Origin of the sequence: Citrobacter sp. MGH104 (assembly GCF_001034485.1) — a bacterium.
Lineage (GTDB): Bacteria > Pseudomonadota > Gammaproteobacteria > Enterobacterales > Enterobacteriaceae > Citrobacter > Citrobacter freundii.
Window position 1 is genome coordinate 3,608,816 of sequence record NZ_KQ089818.1, and the last position, 19,813, is coordinate 3,628,628.

Sequence of the window (19,813 nt, forward strand, 5' to 3'; positions counted from 1 at the left end):
GTTGCCGGATGCGCTTATCCGGCAATAATGACAATCTTACTTACTGGCGTCCGGGCCCCGTTCACCGCTGGCAACCGGATTTTTTGGATTGCTGCTCCACTCATACCAGCCGCCGTCGTAGACGGAGACGTTTTTCCAGCCCATCGCGCGGGCATACATAAACGTTTCTGAAGCGCGCCAGCCGGTACCGCAATAGAAAGAGACCTGTTGATTCGGCAGGATATTCCATTGCTTCCACATGGCGGCGATGTCATCCGCGCTGCGCATGGTGCCATCCGGGTTATGAAAATCTTCCATATGCGTGGAGTCGCTGCCTGCGTGTCCCCAACGTGCACCTGCAATCTCACCTTTTGGCTTAATGTAGCTATAGCCGCTGGTGGTACCGACAAATTCTGGCCATGAACGAATGCTCACCAAAGACGCATCCTGGCGATGCAGCAGACCGCGTGCCTGTTCCATATCGAGCATGAGTTGCGGCTGGGCAGGGATTTTCACGCCGAAATCAGGTTCTGGTTTCACCGTTGGCGGAGTTCCGCGTTCGACCGGTAAACCTGAGTCGGACCAGGTTTGCCAACCGCCGTCGAGCAGACGAACATCTTTCACGCCTGCGTACAGCATAATTTGCGCCACGCGAGCGGCGGCATAGACATCGCGACCGTATAAAATCACCGTGGTGTCGTGGCGGATACCGTGTTTCGCCAGCATCGCTTTGAGCTGCGCGTCGGAAACTTTATTCCACAGCGGTTCGCTTTCAACTTCGTTGGTATCAATGTAGCCCGCACCAGGGATGTGGCTGAGCAGATACAACTTCGGCGCGCCCCAGGCGGCCTCAATCACTTTCCAGTCACCCGCCGGTTTAGCGGTTACGTTTTTACCCTGCTGCAGGTCGTGCAGCCACTGCGGGTACACCAGCTGTTCGAAGTGCGGCAGACGTTGCAGGCGGGCTGGGTCCGTAAGCGCATCGCTGAGGGTGGAGATATGGTTAAAGCCAACTTTTTGCAGGCGAGCTTTGACAGCCTGTATGTCGTTATCGCTACCATACAGCGCTACTGGCGCATCAGTTTTCAACTGATGTGACTGAACCCAGGCGCTGAGTTGTTCATCATTCATCTTGTCGAGCCAGGCGGCAGACAGGTTCAGTGCGGAAGGTTCGTGTCCTGAAGGACCATTAAGCGACTGCGGCCAGCCGTTGTAAAAAGCGCTCTGACGGGTATCGATCGCCGCGCCTTGCTTTTGCTGTAACTGGTCGAGGGTGAGCGTCTGTGCTGTTTCAGCTGCACAGGAAGAAGCGCAAGCGAGCCCTAAAGCCAGTGCCAGCGCGGTCATTTGAGAAACACGTTTCATCGAATAGCCCGACGTTGAAAAAAAGAGGACGACATTCTGTGCCGCCGGTTAAGTAAAAACCTTGCGTTAACGCAGCATATCGCCACATTCACGCCCAGTTTTCCATCTGAAGTACGCGGCCTGCTGGCGGAACGTCCTGCGCATCATGGGTCACCTGTACCACCGGGATCCCCAACTTACGCACCTCGGTGAAGACCCATTGGCGAAAGGTGTCGCGTAGCGACGCATCCAGCCGACTAAAGGGTTCATCAAGTAACAGTGCCTGGGGCTGAGCCAGTAGCGCGCGGAGCAGGGCGACACGCGAGCGTTGTCCGCCGGAGAGCGACGCCGGATCGCGAGAATAAAAACCGGCCAGGTCAGCGCGTGCGAGAGCACTTTCCACCGCATGTCGTCTGGCGGAACCCTGCAGGCTGGCAGGTAGGGCCAGCAGTAAATTCTGCCCAACGCTGAAATGGTCAAACAACAACGCATCCTGGAACAGAATGCCAATCTGGCGCTGCGCCGTAGGTAGCGCGTCAACGCGTCGTTCGTTGAGCCACAGCTCGCCTGATGCCTGAAACTGAGGCGACAACGCCCCTACCATCCACGAAAACAACGAAGACTTTCCGCTGCCGGAAGAACCCATGATCGTGACAATGTCACTTTCATCAACCTGAAAGGTAACGTTCTTCAGCAGCGCAGTCGCCCCCTGGTACAACGAAACGTTTTGCACAATGAGCATTAGCGGAGTCCTTGTCGAAAGCGGCCAACCCACGCGGCGAGAAAGGCTGCGAGTGCGAAAACGAGCAGTGGTAGAAGAAGCTGCCACAACGCTTGTGTTGCCAGAATCTCGCTGCTACCGCCGCTGCTTAATGCCACCGCTTCGGTGGTCAGCGTGGAATAGCGTCCGGCACCTAGCCACAGCGTCGGCATATACTGGGCGATACTGACCGAGAAGCCAACCGCGAAGGCAATCAATGCCGGGCGCACCAGCTGCGGGCATTTCACCAGCCAGAATATCCGCCCCTGCGACCAGCCCAGCGTTTGTGCAATCAAAATTAATCGCGAGTCAATGCGCTGCCAGGCCGGTTTAAGCACAAATAGCATCCAGGGCATCACCCACAGCAGGTGGCCCCAGATAATGGTCGTCATCAGTCCATCCTGTCCGGCATATAACGCCAGCAGATATTGTCCGGTTACCAGTGGTAGCGCAGGCAAAATGAGCGGTAGCCAGACCCAGCGGTGCCCGGTTTGTGGACCCCATTCCAGCCAGACAAAAAGTATCAGTAGCGCTAACACGCTGGAAAGGAGCCCTAGCTGCAGGCTATTGCTGAGCGCCTCGTGGTTTAGTGAGGAATAGCTGGCGATAAGCGCCAGTACAAGCGCGCATACCACACCGTTGACGGGCAAGATCTGTACCAGCGGGCGTGCGATTGTTATAGGTGAAAAATGCAGACGTTCACCATTTACTGCCGGGATAGTACGTCGCCAGGCGCGCCACAACAGATAACTCACCAGCGCGATAATGAGGAGTAACAGCACCAGCAACAGGCTGGCGAGTGCGCCTTTCGCCTGCTGTTCGACATCGCCCTGACTGAGCCATTGCCAGCTCAATACGGCCAGTGTTGGCGGATTTCCGGGGCCGAGGACGATTGCCACATCCACAACGGAGAGTGACCAGGCAACAATCGCCAGCATAGCTTTACCTAATGCCGGGCCGATAGCGGGCAGTACCAGCCAGTTCAGGCATTGCAGTCGGCTGTAACCCAGCGAATCCAGCACGATAACCTGCTGCGAAAGTTGTTTTTCACTCAGTAGAGCCGAGAGGATCCATAACAAAAAAGCGCTCTCTTTCACCGCCAGCGTCACGCCAAGCCCGATGCCGTAACGGTCTGGTTGTGGGCTGAGGAACGGTAGCCATTGCCAGATTTTACCGCCTTCGGCAAAAACCAACAGCACGCTGGTGGCGAAGGCAACATGCGGGATCGCCAGCAGCCACGGAAGACGGGTGCTTAGTCGCGCCCAGCCTGCACCGGGCCATAAAGTGAGGATCGCCAGCAGCGCGATGATTAGCGCGCCGCCGGCAGCCAGTCCTGTGGAAACAAGTGTCGCCAGTAACGCCTGCGGAAGTTGAGGGTCGGCAAAGAGAGCCAGCCAATGGGGTAGGCTAAGGGCTGGCGCTATCAGAGAGAAAGCCGCTGGCACCAACGGCAGATAAACTGCCGCCATGATGGCCCAGAGTAGCAAAATTAATGCGTACCGTAGCGGCGTAGCCATTCTTGTTCCAGAGCGTTTACCCAGGCAGCATGCGGTTCCGGCAGAACGGCAGGTAGTCCTTGTGGGATCCGTGCCAGCAGCGCATCACGCTGTTCGACAGGTAATTTTTGTGGATCAAGCACCGAAGGATCTCCCCAGACAGTTGAGTCGGCTTTACGCAGTTGTGCTTCGGGCGAAAGCAGGAAGTTTGCCACGACTTTTGCTCCGGCGCTGGCGCGGGCATTCGCCGGAATGGCAACAAAGTGCACGTTGCCGAGCATGCCCTGTGAGAAACCAAAACTGTAGCTGTTTTTAGGCAATTCGCCGCTGGCTACTTTTTGCTGCGCGTGGGCAGGGTTAAAGGTCAATGACAAATGCAGGGTGCCGCTATTGAGCAGTACATCCATTCGTGCTGGCGTGGGCGGAAAATCTTTGCCTTCACGCCAAAGTACAGGGTGCAAGGTATCAAGATAATGCCACAATGGCGCGGTAACGTCGGTGAATGTCGCTGCATCTGGCGCAACTTTCAATGCTTGTGGTTTGGTGGTGAGCGATATTAACAACTGCTCCAGAAACGCCGTGCCGGTAAAGTCTGGCGGGCGCGGATAGGTCACCGTGCCAGGGTTTGCCTGCGCAAATTCAAGCAGTGCTTGCGGAGATTGCGGCGGCTGCGCGGTGAGATCGCGCCGGGCAATAAAGGTGAGTTGGGCACCGCCCCACGGTGATTCAGCTCCCTCCGTTGGAACGGAGAAATCTTCGGTCACCGGTTTCTGGGTATCAACATAGCGCCAGTTAGGTAGCGTTTGCGCCCACTGAGTTTGCAGAAGCCCGGCTTCTTTCAGAGTGCGGAAGTTTTCGCCGTTAACCCACAATAAATCGACAGAACCCCCGGTTTTTCGCCCGGATGCTGCTTCTGTCTGGATACGTTTTACCGCGTCGGCGGCATCTGCGAGACGTACGATTTTCAGGTTAATGGCATAGTGCGTTTTCATCTCGCCGCTAACCCAATCGAGATACTGGTTAACTGCATTGTCGCCACCCCAGGCGTTGAACCACACCGTCTGACCGCGGGCATCATTTTTGATTTGTTGCCAGCCGTCGTCCTGGGCAAACGTCGCCAGCGGACAGAGCATTAAACTCAGGCACAATAAGCAGTAACGCATAGTATCTCCATGGCTAAAAATGGGGGAAGTCTCAGGTTTTTTTTCGCTGATGTTCAAGATAAAGGCTTCTCGCCACTGAAATTATTACGCTCAGAGCGAACAGGATGAACAGGCCGGTTACAAACCAAAATGTACCGCCGGTTAACAGGCTACCAGCCCATGAATAGACGATAGTGGCGGGTAACTGACCGATACCGGTGGCGATGAAAAAATGGCGAAACCGAATCGAGGTCAGGCCTGCTGCGTAGCTTACCGGATCGAACGGTACAAAAGGTAACAGTCGACAGACCAGAATGGTGTGCTTGCCATAACGCTCGAAAAAAGCGTCCATGTTGTTCAACACCGTTTTTCCGGTCAGTTTCTCCACCGCGCCACGGCCTAAAACACGGGCAATAAAAAAGCACAGCGCCGCGCCGGCCATTGCGCTGCACCAGGACAATATGCCGCCCCAAAATGCACCAAACAGCGAGGCGTTGGCAAAGGTGATCACAAAAGCGGGAAGCGGGGCGACGATGGCCTGCAAGATCATCAGGAAGAATGAAACGACCGCCGCCTGAGTTCCGTAAGAACGAATAAAATTCTCAATTGCATGCTGATCGAGCGTGGCAAATGCCGCCAGGCTGGCGTGGAGAAAATCGCTCACGCCAGGTATCCACGCCCACGCCATCAGCGCGAGCAGCAGCAGGATTATCACTCCTGCGCGGTAGTAATGGATGCGTCGTTTTATCATTTATCTGCGCACTTGTGAGGAGCTGACGGATCGATATGCTTATACCGGGCCCAGGCTTTGGCTGCCTGAACGAGGGCGAATAACGCCAGCCCCGCCACGCTGAGCTTACCGATAAATGCCCAACTAATTCCTTCGCTGGCCAGTTCGTGCGACATCAGCGTATAAATAAAAATGCCTGGTAAAGTGGTTGCCGCAGATATCACGGTAAATGACCAGAACGGAATAGCCGTCAGCCCATAGGCGTAATTTTGAATGTTATAAGGGAACAGCGGCACGAGCCGGGTGAGGATCAGAAAGTCAACTCCGCTATGGGCAATACCTTTTTCGATAGCCTGAAACATTGTCGTATGCCCAACGTATTTCAGGAGCAGATCCCGTCCAAGCCAGCGAGCCAGCAAAAACGACAGCGCCGAGGCCACGGTTGCTGCCACTAACGAGATAAGCGTCCCTGCCACGGGGCCAAACAGCACACCGCCGACGATCACCAGGATGCTACCGGGGATCAGACACAGCGCAGCAACAATAAACAGCAGGATATAAAGCGTATAGCCGAACATACCGCTTTGGCGGATGACGTCTTGCAAATGATGGAAATTGGTTATCAGGTCGGTCAGACCATAATGATGGAAAACTCCCGCCAGAACGCAGAACAGGACCGCGACAATCAGCAGCCGGTATTCTGCTTTATGCGAACTTCTTTTTCATGGGGGTTCTCCTGTAAAACCGAGTGCAATGGAGCATTTTCGTCAGCGAAAAGTGCGCGCGAAGATATAATAAATTCCCGGCCGCAACAATGTATTACCGTCGCTTTATTGATTTTGCACCAAATAAACACACTCTCCAGGCCGGGCCCGGAGAGTAAAAAAACATAGAAGGTCAGACGCTGAATTTAGCCCATACCGGCGCATGGTCGGACGGTTTTTCCATGCTGCGAATTTCATAGTCGATGCCGGTTTCTTCGCAGCGTTCCGCCAATGGATTGCTCGCCAGCAGCAGATCGATACGCAGACCACGGTTATCGTCAAAGCCTTTTGAGCGGTAATCAAACCACGAGAACTGGTCATTCTTTTCAGGATTTGCGTGACGATACGTATCCACCAGACCCCAGCCCAGCAGGCGTTCCATCCACTCACGCTCCTCCGGCAGGAAGGAACATTTTCCGGTACGCAGCCAGCGTTTACGGTTCTCTTCGCCAATGCCGATATCGAGATCGGTTGGGCTAATATTCATATCGCCCATGATCAATACCGGATTGTCGCGCTTCAGCTCTGTCTCAAGATAGTTTTGCAGGTTCTGATAAAACGCGGCTTTGGCCGGGAATTTAGTTTCATGGTCACGACTTTCGCCCTGCGGGAAATAGCCGTTGATCACAGTGATGCTGCCCAGAGGGGACGGAATTTCTGCCATGATGATACGACGCTGCGCTTCTTCGTCATCGCCCGGGAAGCCACGACGTACCGCAATTGGCGTTTCTTTCGTTAACAACGCGACGCCGTAATGGCCTTTCTGGCCGTGATAAAAGACGTTGTAACCGAGCTTTGCTACCTCTTCGAGAGGGAACATATCGTCGTGGACTTTTGTCTCCTGTAAGCCAATAACATCCGGTTGATGTTTTTCGACAATGGCTGCCAGTTGATGGGGACGGGCACGCAGGCCGTTGATATTAAAAGAGACAAATTTCATAGTCACTGCCACTTTGCAAGATGAATAGTGCAAGGATGGTAGCAGAATTTCTGCAGACTGACTGCTTCTTGTCACCTGATTCCAACAATGATTGCTAATGGTGTTAACGATGGAGCAAAAACTGCACCGTTTTGGCGCGAAGCGCGCCGGAATGGAGCAATAATTTCCGAAAAATTTCGTATACGATCACAATTCCAGAATTATATTTGGCGACTGAATAAAACTGCGTTTTTTCCTCTGTTTAGTCACCTGATGCGCAAACATATTCACTTTATATGCACGTATAGTGAATATCGTCACGTTGTAACCTGTTGATATTTCGTCCTCGACCTCCGTTTATGCACTTTTTTCGCTGGCTGGCACGAACCCTGCAATCTACATTTACACCGCAAACACTATATTTATTAACATATAAATAACCTTTTATTTACCGTTGAGGTCGCTATGTCTCTGTCAATTACGCGTGAAAATTTTGATGAATGGATGATGCCTGTATACGCTCCGGCCCCTTTTATTCCGGTGCGGGGTGAAGGTTCACGTCTGTGGGATCAGCAGGGTAAAGAGTATATCGATTTCGCGGGAGGCATTGCGGTTAACGCGCTGGGTCACGCCCATCCGGCATTGCGCGAGGCATTAAACGACCAGGCGAGCAAATTCTGGCATACCGGAAATGGCTACACCAACGAGCCGGTATTGCGTCTGGCGAAAAAGCTGATTGACGCCACCTTCGCCGAGCGCATTTTCTTCTGTAACTCCGGCGCAGAAGCCAACGAAGCGGCACTAAAACTGGCGCGTAAATATGCCCACGATCGTTTTGGCAGCCAGAAGAGCGGGATTGTGGCGTTTAAAAATGCCTTCCATGGCCGCACGCTGTTTACCGTCAGCGCCGGTGGTCAGCCCGCCTATTCACAGGATTTCGCGCCGCTGCCGCCGGATATCCGCCATGCCGTGTATAACGATCTCGATTCTGCCAGCCAACTGATTGATGACACGACCTGTGCGGTCATCGTCGAGCCTGTCCAGGGCGAAGGCGGCGTGGTGCCGGCAACAAACGCGTTTTTGCAGGGGTTGCGTGAATTATGCGATCGCCATAATGCGCTGCTGATTTTTGATGAGGTTCAGACCGGGGTTGGCCGTACTGGCGAGCTGTATGCCTATATGCATTACGGCGTTACGCCGGACCTGCTGACGACAGCTAAAGCGCTGGGCGGTGGTTTCCCCATCGGCGCACTGCTGGCGACAGAGCATTGCGCCAGTGTGATGACGGTGGGTACGCACGGTACAACGTACGGCGGCAACCCGCTGGCGACGGCGGTGGCGGGTAAACTGCTGGAAATTGTTAACACGCCGGAAGTTCTCAACGGAGTAAAACAGCGCCATGACTGGTTTGTGGAGCGTATTAACGCCATTAACGAACGTTTTGGACTGTTTAGTGAAATTCGAGGACTCGGGCTGCTGATCGGCTGCGTGCTGAACGCGGAATTTGCCGGGAAAGCGAAATTCATCTCGCAAGAAGCGGCTGTTGCCGGGGTGATGGTACTGATTGCTGGCGCTAACGTGGTGCGTTTTGCGCCAGCGCTCAATGTCAGCGAAGAAGAAGTCGCCACCGGACTGGATCGCTTTGCGCTGGCCTGCGAACGCATTAAAGCAGGAGGTTCATCATGATGGTGATTCGTCCCATTGAACGTGCTGATATCACCGCGTTGATGCAGCTTGCCGGTAAGACCGGCGGCGGATTGACCTCGCTACCGGCGAATGAAGCGACGCTAATGGCGCGTATCGAACGTTCGCTACAAACCTGGCGCGGTGAGTTGCCCAAAAGTGAGCAGGGATATGTGTTTGTGCTGGAAGACAGCGCCAGCGGAACTGTGGCCGGGATTTGCGCCATTGAGGTGGCGGTAGGACTTAACGATCCCTGGTACAACTATCGGGTCGGCACACTGGTCCACGCCTCGAAAGAGCTGAATGTGTATAACGCGCTGCCGACGTTGTTTCTGAGTAACGATCACACGGGTAGCAGCGAGCTTTGTACGCTGTTTCTCGATCCGGACTGGCGAAAAGAAGGCAACGGCTATTTGTTGTCAAAATCACGCTTTATGTTTATGGCCGCGTTTCGTGACAAGTTTAATGAGAAGGTCGTGGCTGAGATGCGCGGCGTGATTGATGAACACGGTTACTCGCCGTTTTGGCAAAGCCTCGGCAAACGCTTTTTTTCAATGGAATTCAGCCGGGCGGATTTTCTCTGCGGAACAGGGCAAAAAGCGTTTATTGCTGAATTAATGCCCAAGCATCCTATTTACACCGATTTCCTGTCTGATGAAGCACAAAGCGTGATTGGTCAGGTTCATCCGCAAACGGCGCCCGCGCGGGCGGTGCTGGAGAAAGAGGGCTTTCGCTATCGCAACTATGTCGATATTTTCGACGGCGGACCGACGCTGGAATGCGATATTGACCGGGTGCGGGCGATTCGTAAAAGCAGGCTGGTGGAAGTGGCGGAAGGTCAGCCAGCAACCGGCGATTATCCGGCCTGTCTGGTTGCCAATGAAAACTATCAAAACTTCCGCGTCATGCTGGTTCGCGCAGACCCGGATACCCAACGTCTGGTACTGACGGCGGCACAACTGGATGCCCTGAAATGCCACGCGGGCGACCATGTACGTTTTGTGCGTCTTTGTGCAGAGGAGAAAACAGCATGACACTATGGATAAACGGTGACTGGGTGACGGGACTGGGCGAGCGCCGGGTGAAAACCAACCCAGTAGGTGGTGATGTGCTGTGGCACGGCAATGATGCCGATGCCACGCAGGTGACGCAAGCGTGCCAGGCTGCGCGTGCAGCTTTTGCCGGTTGGGCTAAACAGCCCTTCAGTGAACGCCAGGCGATTGTTGAAAAGTTTGCTTCATTGTTGGAAAGCAATAAGTCCGAGCTAACCCAGATTATCGCCAGGGAAACCGGCAAACCACGCTGGGAAGCCGCGACTGAACTGACGGCGATGATCAATAAAATCACCATCTCCGTCAAAGCTTACCATGCCCGTACCGGAGAGCAGCACAGTGAACTACCGGATGGCGCGGCAACGTTGCGCCATCGCCCACACGGCGTGCTGGCAGTTTTTGGTCCGTATAACTTCCCTGGTCATTTACCCAATGGCCATATTGTTCCGGCATTGCTGGCAGGCAATACGTTGATTTTCAAACCCAGCGAGTTGACGCCGTGGACCGGTGAAGCAGTAACTAAGCTGTGGGAACAGGCGGGATTGCCGCCGGGCGTGCTGAACCTGGTGCAGGGCGGACGTGAAACAGGGCAGGCGCTGAGTGCGCTGGAAGACCTCGATGGTCTGCTGTTTACCGGCAGTGCCAATACCGGTTATCAGTTGCATCGGCAGTTATCCGGTCAACCGGAAAAAATCCTCGCCCTCGAGATGGGGGGTAATAACCCGCTGATTATTGAGAATCCGGAGGATATTGATGCCGCGGTACATCTGACCATTCAGTCCGCATTTGTCACCGCCGGACAGCGCTGTACCTGTGCCCGCCGCCTGCTGGTAAAAAAAGGCGCGCAGGGTGATGCGTTCCTGACGCGTCTGGTGGAGGTTAGTCAGCGTTTAATGCCCGGCAACTGGGATGCGGAACCGCAGCCGTTTATGGGCGGACTGATTTCCGAACAGGCCGCGCAGCATGTCTATGATGCCTGGCAGCGTCTGGCGTCGTTGGGGGGACGTACGCTGTTGGCGCCACGTCTGGTGAAAGCGGCAACGTCACTGCTGACCCCTGGAATCATTGAACTGACCGGGGCGGCGAACGTACCTGATGAAGAGGTTTTTGGGCCGCTGCTTGGCGTATGGCGTTATGACAGTTTTGATGAGGCGATTCGTGTGGCGAACAACACCCGCTTTGGACTGTCGTGTGGGTTAGTTTCGCCCGATCGCGGCCAGTTTGAACAGCTACTGCTGGAGGCACGAGCAGGGATCGTCAACTGGAATAAGCCGTTAACCGGCGCTGCGAGTACCGCACCGTTTGGCGGCGTTGGCGCTTCCGGGAACCATCGCGCCAGCGCGTGGTATGCCGCAGATTATTGCGCCTGGCCGATGGCAAGTCTGGAATCACCGGTCTTAACGCTGCCAACGGCGCTTAGCCCCGGGCTGGATTTTTCTCGCGAGGATAATCTATGAAAGCCCGTGAGGTAAATTTTGATGGCCTGGTGGGATTGACTCACCACTATGCTGGATTGTCATTTGGTAATGAGGCCTCAACCAAACATCGATTTCAGGTGTCGAACCCGCGTCTGGCGGCGAAGCAAGGTCTGCTAAAGATGAAAGCGCTGGCGGATGCGGGTTTTCCTCAGGCGGTGATCCCCCCCCACGAGCGGCCTTTCATTCCGGTTCTACGTCAGTTGGGTTTTAGCGGCAGTGACGAACAGGTGCTGGAGAAAGTGGCGCGTCAGGCACCTCACTGGCTCTCCAGTGCCAGCTCCGCATCGCCTATGTGGGTAGCGAATGCGGCAACGGTTTGCCCTTCAGCAGATTCGCTGGACGGGAAAGTGCATCTGACGGTGGCGAATCTGAATAATAAGTTCCACCGTTCGCTGGAAGCGCCTACTACCGAAGCTTTGCTACGGGCGATTTTCCGTGATGAGAATAGTTTTGCTGTCCACGGTGCGTTACCCCAGGGTGCGCTTTTCGGTGATGAAGGGGCGGCAAACCATAACCGCCTCGGTGGAGATTACGGCGATCCCGGTGTACAGCTATTTGTTTACGGTCGTGAAGAAGGCAATGCATCCCAGCCGAAGCGCTATCCGGCAAGGCAATCCCGTGAGGCCAGTGAGGCGGTCGCACGACTGAATCAGGTTAACCCGCATCAGTGTATTTTTGCTCAGCAAAATCCGGATGTCATCGATCTTGGTGTGTTTCATAACGATGTGATTGCGGTGTCGAATCGCCAGGTGTTGTTTTGTCATCAGCAGGCGTTTGTCAGACAGCAGGCGTTATTAGAGCAGTTGCGTAGTCAGGTGGCAGGTTTTACCCCGCTGGAAGTCCCGACTGCGGAAGTTTCGGTGCAGGATGCGGTGACTACCTATCTGTTTAACAGTCAGTTGCTGAGTCGTGATGACGGTTCGATGATGCTGGTCCTGCCGCAGGAGTGCCGGGAGCATGCTGGCGTGTGGCGGTATCTGAACCGTCTTGTCGAGGAAGACAATCCGATCGATGACCTGCGGGTATTCGATCTGCGTGAAAGTATGTCCAACGGCGGTGGTCCGGCATGCTTGCGCCTGAGAGTGGTGCTCACCTTGCAGGAACAGCAGGCGGTGAATCCGGCGGTTATCATGAACGATATGCTGTTTAACACGTTGAATAACTGGGTTGACCGTTACTATCGCGATCGTCTTACCGCTGCCGACCTTGCCGACCCACAACTGTTGCGCGAGGGGCGTGAAGCGCTGGATACGCTGACGCAATTGCTTAACCTCGGCTCTGTGTATCCTTTCCAGTTGGAGGGGATGCGCCATGGATAACTTTCTGGCTATCACGCTCGCAGGCGCCACTCCAGAGAAAACGCAAGGAACCATTCATGGTTTTGACTGGCAGTGGATCGGTCACGGAATTCTGGAACTGACGCCGCTTGCACCCGTTGAACATTCTCTGGTGCTGTCTGCGGGGATCCATGGCAATGAAACCGCGCCGGTAGAGATACTCGACTCATTGTTGTCCCGGTTATTTAGCGGCGAGCTGGCACTAACATGGCGGCTACTGGTGATTCTGGGAAACCCGCAGGCGCTTGCTGCGGGAAAACGGTATTGTCATAGCGACCTGAATCGTATGTTTGGCGGCCGGTGGCAGATTTTTACCGCGAGTGAAGAAACGCGCCGAGCCCATGAGCTTGAGCTGTGTCTGGAAGATTTTTATTCGCGGGCGAAAGAGCCAGCACGCTGGCATCTGGATCTGCACACCGCGATTCGCGGTTCACTGCATCTGCGCTTTGGCGTGTTGCCACAACGCAACGTTGCCTGGGATGAGGGTTTTCTTGAATGGCTGGGAGATGCGGGACTGGAGGCGCTGGTTTTTCATCAGACGCCTGGCGGCACGTTCACCCATTTTAGCGGGGAACATTTTGGCGCACTGGCCTGTACGCTGGAACTCGGCAAAGCGCTGCCGTTTGGACAAAACGATCTGTCCCAGTTTGCGCAAACGGCAGACGCACTGGCGCAGTTGCTGCGAGGCGAGCGAGTATCGACGGGAGAAACATCTCCGCTGCGCTACCGCGTAGTGTCGCAAATCACGCGACGTAGCGACGATTTCATTCTTCATATGGATAACCAGACGCTCAACTTTACCCCTTTTAAAGAGGGAACCTTGCTGGCGCAGGACGGTGATGAACGTTTTATTGTCACCCATGATGTTGAATACGTTCTCTTTCCGAATCCCAACGTGGCCTGTGGTTTACGTGCCGGGCTGATGCTCCAAAAAATGTGATAAATAATATATGCCTTGCAGGTTTATCCTTCAGGGCTTATTTTTGCGTGCTGTTTTTATTTATTACGGATTATTCCTGGTGAATTGCTTTCTTAATAATCAGGTTTCAGGTATAGTTCTTCATAATCCTTTCAAAATCATCCTGTTGTAATTTTTTATTGCAACTCTGCGCAATTTATTCTTTTTTTCTTCATAATTGATGAAAATTTGTTTTTTATACTTTCATTGTTTTACCGTTGCTCTGATTAATTGACGCTTAAGCCGGTAAAGTTAATCTCGTCAACACGACATCACATTGCATAAGAGTCGCATGAGTGTCGTAAAAATAACTGAAAGAAAGGATAGAAATTATGCGTAAACTGACTGCTCTGTTTGTTGCCTCTACTCTGGCCCTGGGTGCTGCCAACCTGGCTCACGCCGCTGACACGACAACAGCTGCGCCAGCTGATGCCAAACCGATGATGCACCACAACGGTAAATTCGCCCCGCATCACGACATGATGTTCAAAGACCTGAACCTGACCGATGCTCAGAAACAGCAGATTCGCGAGATCATGAAAGGTCAACGCGACCAGATGAAACGTCCGCCGCTGGAAGAGCGTCGCGCGATGCACGACATTATTGCCAGCGATAGTTTCGATAAAGCGAAAGCCGAAGCGCAGATTGCGAAGATGGAAGAACAGCGCAAAGCCAACATGCTGGCGCATATGGAAACTCAGAACAAGATTTACAACATTCTGACCCCGGAACAGAAAAAGCAGTTTAATGCCAATTTTGAGAAGCGTCTGACAGAACGTGCAGCGCAGAAAGGTAAAATGCCACAAGCTGCCGAGTAATCGATCAGCGTCTACACTAAATCATTCATGCTGTGTTGCACTGATTGCCGCACAGCGTGAAACCAAACTCAAGACCGCCGCTCTTGTCCACAACACGTTTAACGATGTGGGCAGGATCGGCGGTTTTTTCTTTCCTGCCTATTGCACCGGACACACGACACGCTATTCTCCTGAAGCCCGTGAAAATTCTACCTGGATCAGCGCGTTATTCTTTTTTGCAAAACACCGGGTTCATCGCTAAGGCAAATCAACTCTGCTGCCGATAACAATAATCTGCAGGGTGAACATACCAATGATGATTTATGGCTGCCTGTTTACGGCGGGTTGCCGTGCTGCGTCTTTCTGGAGGGATGATGGAATACTTTGATATCCGCAAAATGCCGGTCAATCTGTGGCGAAATGGTGCGGGAGAAACCCGTGAGATTTGCTGTTTTCCGCCAGCAACACGAGATTTTCACTGGCGGGCGAGTATCGCCTCCATTGCAGCCAACGGAGAGTTTTCTCTCTTTCCCGGCGTAGAACGCGTGATTACTCTACTGGAAGGTGGAGAAGTGACCCTGGAAGAGTCAAACACCTTCACACATACTCTGAAACAGCATCAGCCTTTTACCTTTGCCGGTGACAAGGTGGTAAAAGCGAAGCTGACAGAAGGGCAGATGTCGATGGATTTCAATATCATGACCCGACGGGATGTCTGCCAGGCGAAAGTCAGAGTTGCCGACCGTACGTTTACGACTTTTGGTTCGCGCGGCGGCGTGGTATTTGTTATCAGCGGTGCCTGGCAACTGGGCGATAAGCTACTGACCGCCGATCAAGGTGCAAGCTGGCACGACGGTAAACACACCTTACGACTGCTGGAGCGCGAGGGAAAACTGCTGTTCAGCGAGATTAACTGGATGCCGGGCCATTCTCCGGACGCAGTTCAATAATGTCATATTGACCAGACAGAACAGGCCGACAGAGAATTTTGTAGCCATCATGGTCAAAGCCGGCCGGCATACGCGCCAGGGTAGCCGCTTCATCCAGCGTTGAAACGGCTCCCAACCACAGCCAGTTGTTGATGATATGGTACTGTGTCATTTCAGCGCGGGTTTCCTGCAGCGCAATGGCATTGCTCCATGGCCAGCAAATTACTCTCACTCTTTCCAGCGCCTCTAACAGACGCAAATGATGGGCTTCATGACTCTCTTTCCCGCAGCACGCTCCGGCGCATCGCTTAAGCGCGGAGCGAAAACAGGCGCGCCCGCGACTCAGGGGTTCCAGCCCCAACAGGCCGTAGCACAGCTGCTGTTCATCCGCGAGGCTTTGCAACGCTTGTAGCGCTGCGCGACGATTGGCAAACAGGCCAAACAGATTGGGGGCATGGGAGAAATCAATATCTCGTGCGTAGACAACCTGAACAGTTCGGTCGGTAAGCTGCAAGGCGCAAAGCTGACGATTGCGCCGCAGTCGTTTATTAAACAACGGCTGTTGCTCTTTGATCAATCGCGCTTCCAGCAGCAGGGCACCAATTTCTCCCGCGGTACAAATCCAGCTAATGCGTTTGGCCTGACGCAGCATTGCTGCTTCGTTTGCGGTACGCAGATGTGCCATCACGCGGCTGCGAATATTGACGCTTTTACCAATATAGAGCGGCATAGTGTCGCTTTCACTGTGAAACAGATAGACGCCTGGCACAGCGGGAAGCGCACTCAAAAATGGACGCAGGTGCTCAGGATATTCATAGATTGCCGCTGCCTCAAATGTCAGGCGCGGGGCTGATTGACGCCGTACCACTTCTCACTCCGGATGCTGGTTATCCATCCAGTATAACAGTTTGAAACCGATTAAAAAAGCGGCATCAGATCAGGAGGAGGGACCGGACAGCGGTGATCCCAGTGCTATCCGGCAATATGTGACTAAAAGAATTACGCTTTTTTCCAGAAGTCATCAAACACCGTAATCGGTGTGCGACGTTTGTGCTCGGTCTTCAGATACCAGCCTTCAATTTTTTTCGCGACGTCGGCAGCCAGCGTTTTTCCTTCCAGATAATCGTCGATGTTGTCATAGGTGACGCCTAATGCGGCTTCATCCGGCAGAGAAGGACGATCGTCTTCGAGGTCGGCGGTTGGTGCTTTCTTATATAAATGTTCCGGGCAACCCAGCGCGGCAAGCAGTTGCTTACCCTGACGCTTGTTCAAACGGAAAATAGGGTTAATGTCAGTACCGCCATCGCCGTATTTGGTGAAAAATCCGGTGATGGCTTCTGCTGCATGATCGGTTCCCACGACAACGCCGCTGGTCATGCCGGCGATACTGTACTGAGCCTTCATACGTTCACGGGCTTTTTCATTGCCACGGACAAAATCGCTCAGTTCAATACCCGCTTCACGCAGGGCCTGTTCACTGGCCAGTACCGCACCCTTAATATTGACGGTGAGTACGCGGTCCGGTTGGATAAAGGCGATGGCATCCTGACAGTCCTGTTCATCAGCCTGAACGCCATATGGCAGACGTACGGCAATAAACTGTAGCGCGTCATTCCCCGTTTCTTCGCGAAGCTCGGAAATAGCCATCTGGCATAGTTTTCCCGCGAGCGTTGAGTCCTGCCCGCCGCTAATCCCTAATACCAGTGATTTCAGAAAGGGGTAGGTCTGCAGATAAGATTTAAGGAAATCCACGCTGCGGCGAATTTCTTCTTCTGCATTGATGTGCGGTTTTGCGCCAAGCGCCTGGATTATCTCTTGCTGCAGAGTCATTTAACCCCCTATGGAAAATAAAATGATCAAAAAATGATGTGTTAAAATTATCGCGTTGAGGCCCAAACGACAAGGGATGCGAGCATCATTTTGTTTTAATAGAATTTTCCGAAACCGCCTAAGTATCATCTGATTGCTTGAAAAATGCGTTGTTGTGCTCCAGGCTTATATAACACGCTGAAATACAAGAGGACGGAATATGAACAAGAACCTAACAGGAATTCTGAGTGCAGCGGCTGTTTTGACTATGCTGGCAGGGTGTACGGCTTACGATCGTACCAAAGACCAATTTGTTCAGCCCGTGGTGAAAGATGTGAAGAAAGGGATGAGCCGGGCGCAGGTGGCGCAGATTGCCGGTAAACCTTCTTCTGAAGTCAGCATGATTCATGCGCGAGGGACATGCCAGACCTACATCCTGGGTCAACGAGATGGTAAAGCTGAAACCTATTTTGTTGCTTTAGATGACACCGGACATGTGATTAACTCCGGTTACCAGACCTGCGCAGAGTACGACACCGACCCGCAGGCGGCGAAGAAGTAACAACTGCTTATTGCCTGAGCATTCAGACGAACCGGCCATCGTGCCGGTTTTTTTGTGCCGAACGATCTTATTTATTGCCGCGAATTATTTGCCCGAAATGTGAGGGGGGTCATAACGACAGGTCAAGGAGAGACAATTTAGTTGGTCAAGGAAATACCATCCACTGGTGCAATCCCGTATACTCATTTCAGCCACCTAAAAAAGTAATTTAGCTGACGCAAGTTACCCAGAGCATGGATGCAGGTTATGGCTTGCGGAGTGTCTGGTTGACAGATAATCGCATATGAGGATCGTTTTAATGGAAAAGAAACACATTTATCTGTTTTGTTCTGCGGGCATGTCGACTTCATTGTTGGTTTCGAAGATGCGTGCTCAGGCCGAAAAATACGAAGTGCCGGTTATTATTGAAGCGTTTCCTGAAACGCTGGCCGGAGAAAAAGGTCCAACGGCCGATGTCGTGTTATTAGGTCCACAAATTGCTTATATGTTGCCCGAAATTCAGCGTTTGTTACCCAACAAGCCTGTGGAAGTGATTGACTCGCTGCTGTATGGCAAAGTCGATGGTTTAGGCGTGCTTAAGGCTGCTGTTGCAGCAATTAAAAAAGCCGCAGCAAATTAATTATTTTATTTTAATTTTTCCCGTCAAAGAGTTATTTCATTAACATTCACCGCAATTTTTAATTGCGGTATTTAAGGGTATTTTTCTATGAGTAACGCTATTGCTTCACTTGAAAAGGTACTCCTTCCTTTTGCTGTAAAAATTGGAAAGCAGCCACACGTTAATGCAATCAAGAACGGTTTTATTCGTTTAATGCCGTTAACCCTCGCAGGGGCCATGTTTGTATTAATCAATAACGTTTTCCTGAGCTTTGGGGAGGGGTCGTTTTTTTATTCAATGGGCATTCGACTTGATGCTTCAACTATTGAAACGCTGAATAGCTTGAAAGGCATTGGTGGAAACGTCTATAACGGTACGCTGGGTATCATGTCATTGATGGCACCGTTCTTTATCGGCATGGCGCTGGCAGAAGAACGTAAAGTCGACTCACTGGCTGCCGGGCTGTTATCTGTCGCCGCGTTTATGACCGTAACGCCTTATAGCGTGGGTGAAGCCTATGCCGTTGGCGCGAACTGGCTCGGCGGTGCCAATATTATTTCCGGTATCATTATCGGCCTCGCGGTCGCGGAAATGTTCACCTTTGTGGTTCGTCGCAATTGGGTCATTAAATTACCTGATAGCGTACCGACATCTGTATCGCGCTCATTCTCTGCGCTGATTCCTGGCTTCCTTATCCTCTCCATTATGGGGATCATCGCCTGGGCATTGAACACCTGGGGTACGAACTTCCACCAGATCATTATGGATTCCATTTCAACTCCGCTGGCGTCGTTGGGCAGCGTGGTGGGCTGGGCCTACGTGATTTTTGTTCCGCTGCTGTGGTTCTTTGGTATTCACGGTTCACTGGCGCTGACTGCGCTGGACAGCGGTATCATGACGCCATGGGCGCTGGAAAACATCTCTATCTACCAACAGTTTGGTTCCGTAGATGCCGCGCTGGAAGCCGGTAAGACGTTCCACGTCTGGGCGAAACCGATGCTCGACTCCTATATTTTCCTTGGGGGTAGCGGGGCAACGCTGGGTCTGATTATCGCTATCTTCCTGGCATCGCGTCGTCCTGACTATCGTCAGGTTGCTAAACTGGCACTGCCATCAGGTCTGTTCCAGATTAACGAACCTATCCTGTTCGGTCTGCCGATCATCATGAACCCGGTGATGTTTATCCCGTTCATCCTGGTGCAACCGATACTGGCGGCGATTACGCTGGCAGCTTATTACTCAGGCATTATTCCACCGATTACCAACATTGCACCGTGGACCATGCCAACCGGTTTGGGCGCGTTCTTTAACACCAACGGTAGTGTCGCTGCTCTGCTGGTCGCGCTGTTCAACCTCGGTATCGCAACGCTGGTTTACCTGCCGTTCGTGGTGGTAGCCAACAAAGCGCAGAACGTTATTGACCAAGAAGAAAGCGAAGAAGATATCGCTAACGCATTGAAATTCTAAATTTAATCC

General features: G+C 52.9%; 19 protein-coding genes. 10 read left to right on the forward strand and 9 right to left on the reverse strand.

What is annotated here, in order from left to right; translation table 11 throughout:
• Window positions 1–36: 36 nt before the first annotated feature.
• The 7 genes from SK34_RS17025 to xthA all read right to left on the reverse strand — a co-directional run bounded on the left by SK34_RS17025 (window position 37) and on the right by xthA (window position 7,155).
• Window positions 37–1,344: a sulfurtransferase gene (locus SK34_RS17025; RefSeq protein ID WP_048233578.1), complete on the reverse strand. Its 1,308-nt coding sequence runs from the start codon at window positions 1,342–1,344 to the stop codon at window positions 37–39.
• Between the two features lie 88 nt (window positions 1,345–1,432).
• Complete coding sequence (locus SK34_RS17030) at window positions 1,433–2,065, reverse strand: ATP-binding cassette domain-containing protein (RefSeq protein WP_048233579.1); 633 nt, start codon at window positions 2,063–2,065, stop codon at window positions 1,433–1,435.
• Window positions 2,065–3,600: an ABC transporter permease family protein gene (locus SK34_RS17035; RefSeq protein WP_048233581.1), complete on the reverse strand. Its 1,536-nt coding sequence runs from the start codon at window positions 3,598–3,600 to the stop codon at window positions 2,065–2,067. The genes SK34_RS17030 and SK34_RS17035 overlap by 1 nt, the downstream gene beginning before the upstream one ends.
• Complete coding sequence (locus SK34_RS17040) at window positions 3,573–4,742, reverse strand: ABC transporter substrate-binding protein (protein ID WP_048233583.1); 1,170 nt, start codon at window positions 4,740–4,742, stop codon at window positions 3,573–3,575. Before SK34_RS17040 ends, SK34_RS17035 begins: the two co-directional genes overlap by 28 nt.
• 31 nt (window positions 4,743–4,773) lie before the next feature.
• Window positions 4,774–5,472, reverse strand: coding sequence for a TVP38/TMEM64 family protein (locus SK34_RS17045; protein ID WP_032949112.1), 699 nt, complete (start codon window positions 5,470–5,472; stop codon window positions 4,774–4,776).
• On the reverse strand, window positions 5,469–6,125 hold the full coding sequence (locus SK34_RS17050) for a TVP38/TMEM64 family protein (RefSeq protein ID WP_174329794.1): 657 nt from the start codon (window positions 6,123–6,125) through the stop codon (window positions 5,469–5,471). The genes SK34_RS17045 and SK34_RS17050 overlap by 4 nt, the downstream gene beginning before the upstream one ends.
• 223 nt (window positions 6,126–6,348) lie before the next feature.
• The gene (gene xthA, locus SK34_RS17060; RefSeq protein WP_048233587.1) at window positions 6,349–7,155 is read right to left on the reverse strand and encodes an exodeoxyribonuclease III; all 807 of its coding nucleotides are present in this window, start codon (window positions 7,153–7,155) and stop codon (window positions 6,349–6,351) included.
• 444 nt (window positions 7,156–7,599) lie between these two features.
• Here xthA and astC point away from each other — a divergent pair, with 444 nt between their 5' ends.
• From astC to ves, 7 genes are all read left to right on the forward strand, one after another.
• Window positions 7,600–8,820 (forward strand): succinylornithine/acetylornithine transaminase, encoded by a 1,221-nt coding sequence (astC, locus tag SK34_RS17065; protein ID WP_048233589.1) that lies wholly within the window; start codon window positions 7,600–7,602, stop codon window positions 8,818–8,820.
• Entirely contained in the window at window positions 8,817–9,851 is a 1,035-nt protein-coding gene (gene astA / locus SK34_RS17070; protein WP_003030637.1) for an arginine N-succinyltransferase, read from the forward strand. Before astC ends, astA begins: the two co-directional genes overlap by 4 nt.
• Complete coding sequence (astD, locus tag SK34_RS17075; protein ID WP_048233591.1) at window positions 9,848–11,326, forward strand: succinylglutamate-semialdehyde dehydrogenase; 1,479 nt, start codon at window positions 9,848–9,850, stop codon at window positions 11,324–11,326. Before astA ends, astD begins: the two co-directional genes overlap by 4 nt.
• On the forward strand, window positions 11,323–12,666 hold the full coding sequence (gene astB / locus SK34_RS17080; protein ID WP_048233592.1) for an N-succinylarginine dihydrolase: 1,344 nt from the start codon (window positions 11,323–11,325) through the stop codon (window positions 12,664–12,666). The genes astD and astB overlap by 4 nt, the downstream gene beginning before the upstream one ends.
• On the forward strand, window positions 12,659–13,624 hold the full coding sequence (gene astE / locus SK34_RS17085) for a succinylglutamate desuccinylase (RefSeq protein ID WP_048233593.1): 966 nt from the start codon (window positions 12,659–12,661) through the stop codon (window positions 13,622–13,624). Before astB ends, astE begins: the two co-directional genes overlap by 8 nt.
• 350 nt (window positions 13,625–13,974) lie before the next feature.
• Complete coding sequence (gene spy, locus SK34_RS17090) at window positions 13,975–14,460, forward strand: ATP-independent periplasmic protein-refolding chaperone Spy (protein WP_003030629.1); 486 nt, start codon at window positions 13,975–13,977, stop codon at window positions 14,458–14,460.
• Window positions 14,461–14,813: 353 nt separating this feature from the next.
• Complete coding sequence (gene ves / locus SK34_RS17095; RefSeq protein ID WP_003030626.1) at window positions 14,814–15,389, forward strand: environmental stress-induced protein Ves; 576 nt, start codon at window positions 14,814–14,816, stop codon at window positions 15,387–15,389.
• Here the strand turns inward: ves and cho are convergent.
• On the reverse strand, window positions 15,349–16,236 hold the full coding sequence (cho, locus tag SK34_RS17100) for an excinuclease Cho (RefSeq protein ID WP_003030624.1): 888 nt from the start codon (window positions 16,234–16,236) through the stop codon (window positions 15,349–15,351). The genes ves and cho overlap by 41 nt on opposite strands.
• 131 nt (window positions 16,237–16,367) lie before the next feature.
• Window positions 16,368–17,198: an ammonia-dependent NAD(+) synthetase gene (nadE, locus tag SK34_RS17105; protein ID WP_032936096.1), complete on the reverse strand. Its 831-nt coding sequence runs from the start codon at window positions 17,196–17,198 to the stop codon at window positions 16,368–16,370.
• A gap of 199 nt (window positions 17,199–17,397) precedes the next feature.
• Between nadE and osmE the strand changes: the two genes are divergently transcribed.
• From osmE to chbC, 3 genes are all read left to right on the forward strand, one after another.
• A complete protein-coding gene (gene osmE / locus SK34_RS17110) occupies window positions 17,398–17,739 on the forward strand; it encodes an osmotically-inducible lipoprotein OsmE (RefSeq protein ID WP_003030621.1) in 342 nt (113 codons plus the stop codon).
• A 298-nt stretch (window positions 17,740–18,037) separates the two neighbouring features.
• Window positions 18,038–18,358, forward strand: coding sequence for a PTS N,N'-diacetylchitobiose transporter subunit IIB (gene chbB / locus SK34_RS17115; RefSeq protein WP_003840900.1), 321 nt, complete (start codon window positions 18,038–18,040; stop codon window positions 18,356–18,358).
• Window positions 18,359–18,445: 87 nt separating this feature from the next.
• Entirely contained in the window at window positions 18,446–19,804 is a 1,359-nt protein-coding gene (gene chbC / locus SK34_RS17120; RefSeq protein WP_003030619.1) for a PTS N,N'-diacetylchitobiose transporter subunit IIC, read from the forward strand.
• The last annotated feature ends 9 nt before the right edge of the window (window positions 19,805–19,813 follow it).

What these genes read in the sequence shown, in the direction of transcription:
- SK34_RS17025 (WP_048233578.1), bottom strand. Translation starts at nt 1,344, where the DNA reads ATGAAACGTGTTTCTCAAATGACCGCGCTGGCACTGGCTTTAGGGCTC.
- SK34_RS17030 (WP_048233579.1), bottom strand. Translation starts at nt 2,065, where the DNA reads ATGCTCATTGTGCAAAACGTTTCGTTGTACCAGGGGGCGACTGCGCTG.
- SK34_RS17035 (WP_048233581.1), bottom strand. Translation starts at nt 3,600, where the DNA reads ATGGCTACGCCGCTACGGTACGCATTAATTTTGCTACTCTGGGCCATC.
- SK34_RS17040 (WP_048233583.1), bottom strand. Translation starts at nt 4,742, where the DNA reads ATGCGTTACTGCTTATTGTGCCTGAGTTTAATGCTCTGTCCGCTGGCG.
- SK34_RS17045 (WP_032949112.1), bottom strand. Translation starts at nt 5,472, where the DNA reads ATGATAAAACGACGCATCCATTACTACCGCGCAGGAGTGATAATCCTG.
- xthA (WP_048233587.1), bottom strand. Translation starts at nt 7,155, where the DNA reads ATGAAATTTGTCTCTTTTAATATCAACGGCCTGCGTGCCCGTCCCCAT.
- astC (WP_048233589.1), top strand. Translation starts at nt 7,600, where the DNA reads ATGTCTCTGTCAATTACGCGTGAAAATTTTGATGAATGGATGATGCCT.
- astA (WP_003030637.1), top strand. Translation starts at nt 8,817, where the DNA reads ATGATGGTGATTCGTCCCATTGAACGTGCTGATATCACCGCGTTGATG.
- astD (WP_048233591.1), top strand. Translation starts at nt 9,848, where the DNA reads ATGACACTATGGATAAACGGTGACTGGGTGACGGGACTGGGCGAGCGC.
- astB (WP_048233592.1), top strand. Translation starts at nt 11,323, where the DNA reads ATGAAAGCCCGTGAGGTAAATTTTGATGGCCTGGTGGGATTGACTCAC.
- astE (WP_048233593.1), top strand. Translation starts at nt 12,659, where the DNA reads ATGGATAACTTTCTGGCTATCACGCTCGCAGGCGCCACTCCAGAGAAA.
- spy (WP_003030629.1), top strand. Translation starts at nt 13,975, where the DNA reads ATGCGTAAACTGACTGCTCTGTTTGTTGCCTCTACTCTGGCCCTGGGT.
- ves (WP_003030626.1), top strand. Translation starts at nt 14,814, where the DNA reads ATGGAATACTTTGATATCCGCAAAATGCCGGTCAATCTGTGGCGAAAT.
- nadE (WP_032936096.1), bottom strand. Translation starts at nt 17,198, where the DNA reads ATGACTCTGCAGCAAGAGATAATCCAGGCGCTTGGCGCAAAACCGCAC.
- osmE (WP_003030621.1), top strand. Translation starts at nt 17,398, where the DNA reads ATGAACAAGAACCTAACAGGAATTCTGAGTGCAGCGGCTGTTTTGACT.
- chbB (WP_003840900.1), top strand. Translation starts at nt 18,038, where the DNA reads ATGGAAAAGAAACACATTTATCTGTTTTGTTCTGCGGGCATGTCGACT.
- chbC (WP_003030619.1), top strand. Translation starts at nt 18,446, where the DNA reads ATGAGTAACGCTATTGCTTCACTTGAAAAGGTACTCCTTCCTTTTGCT.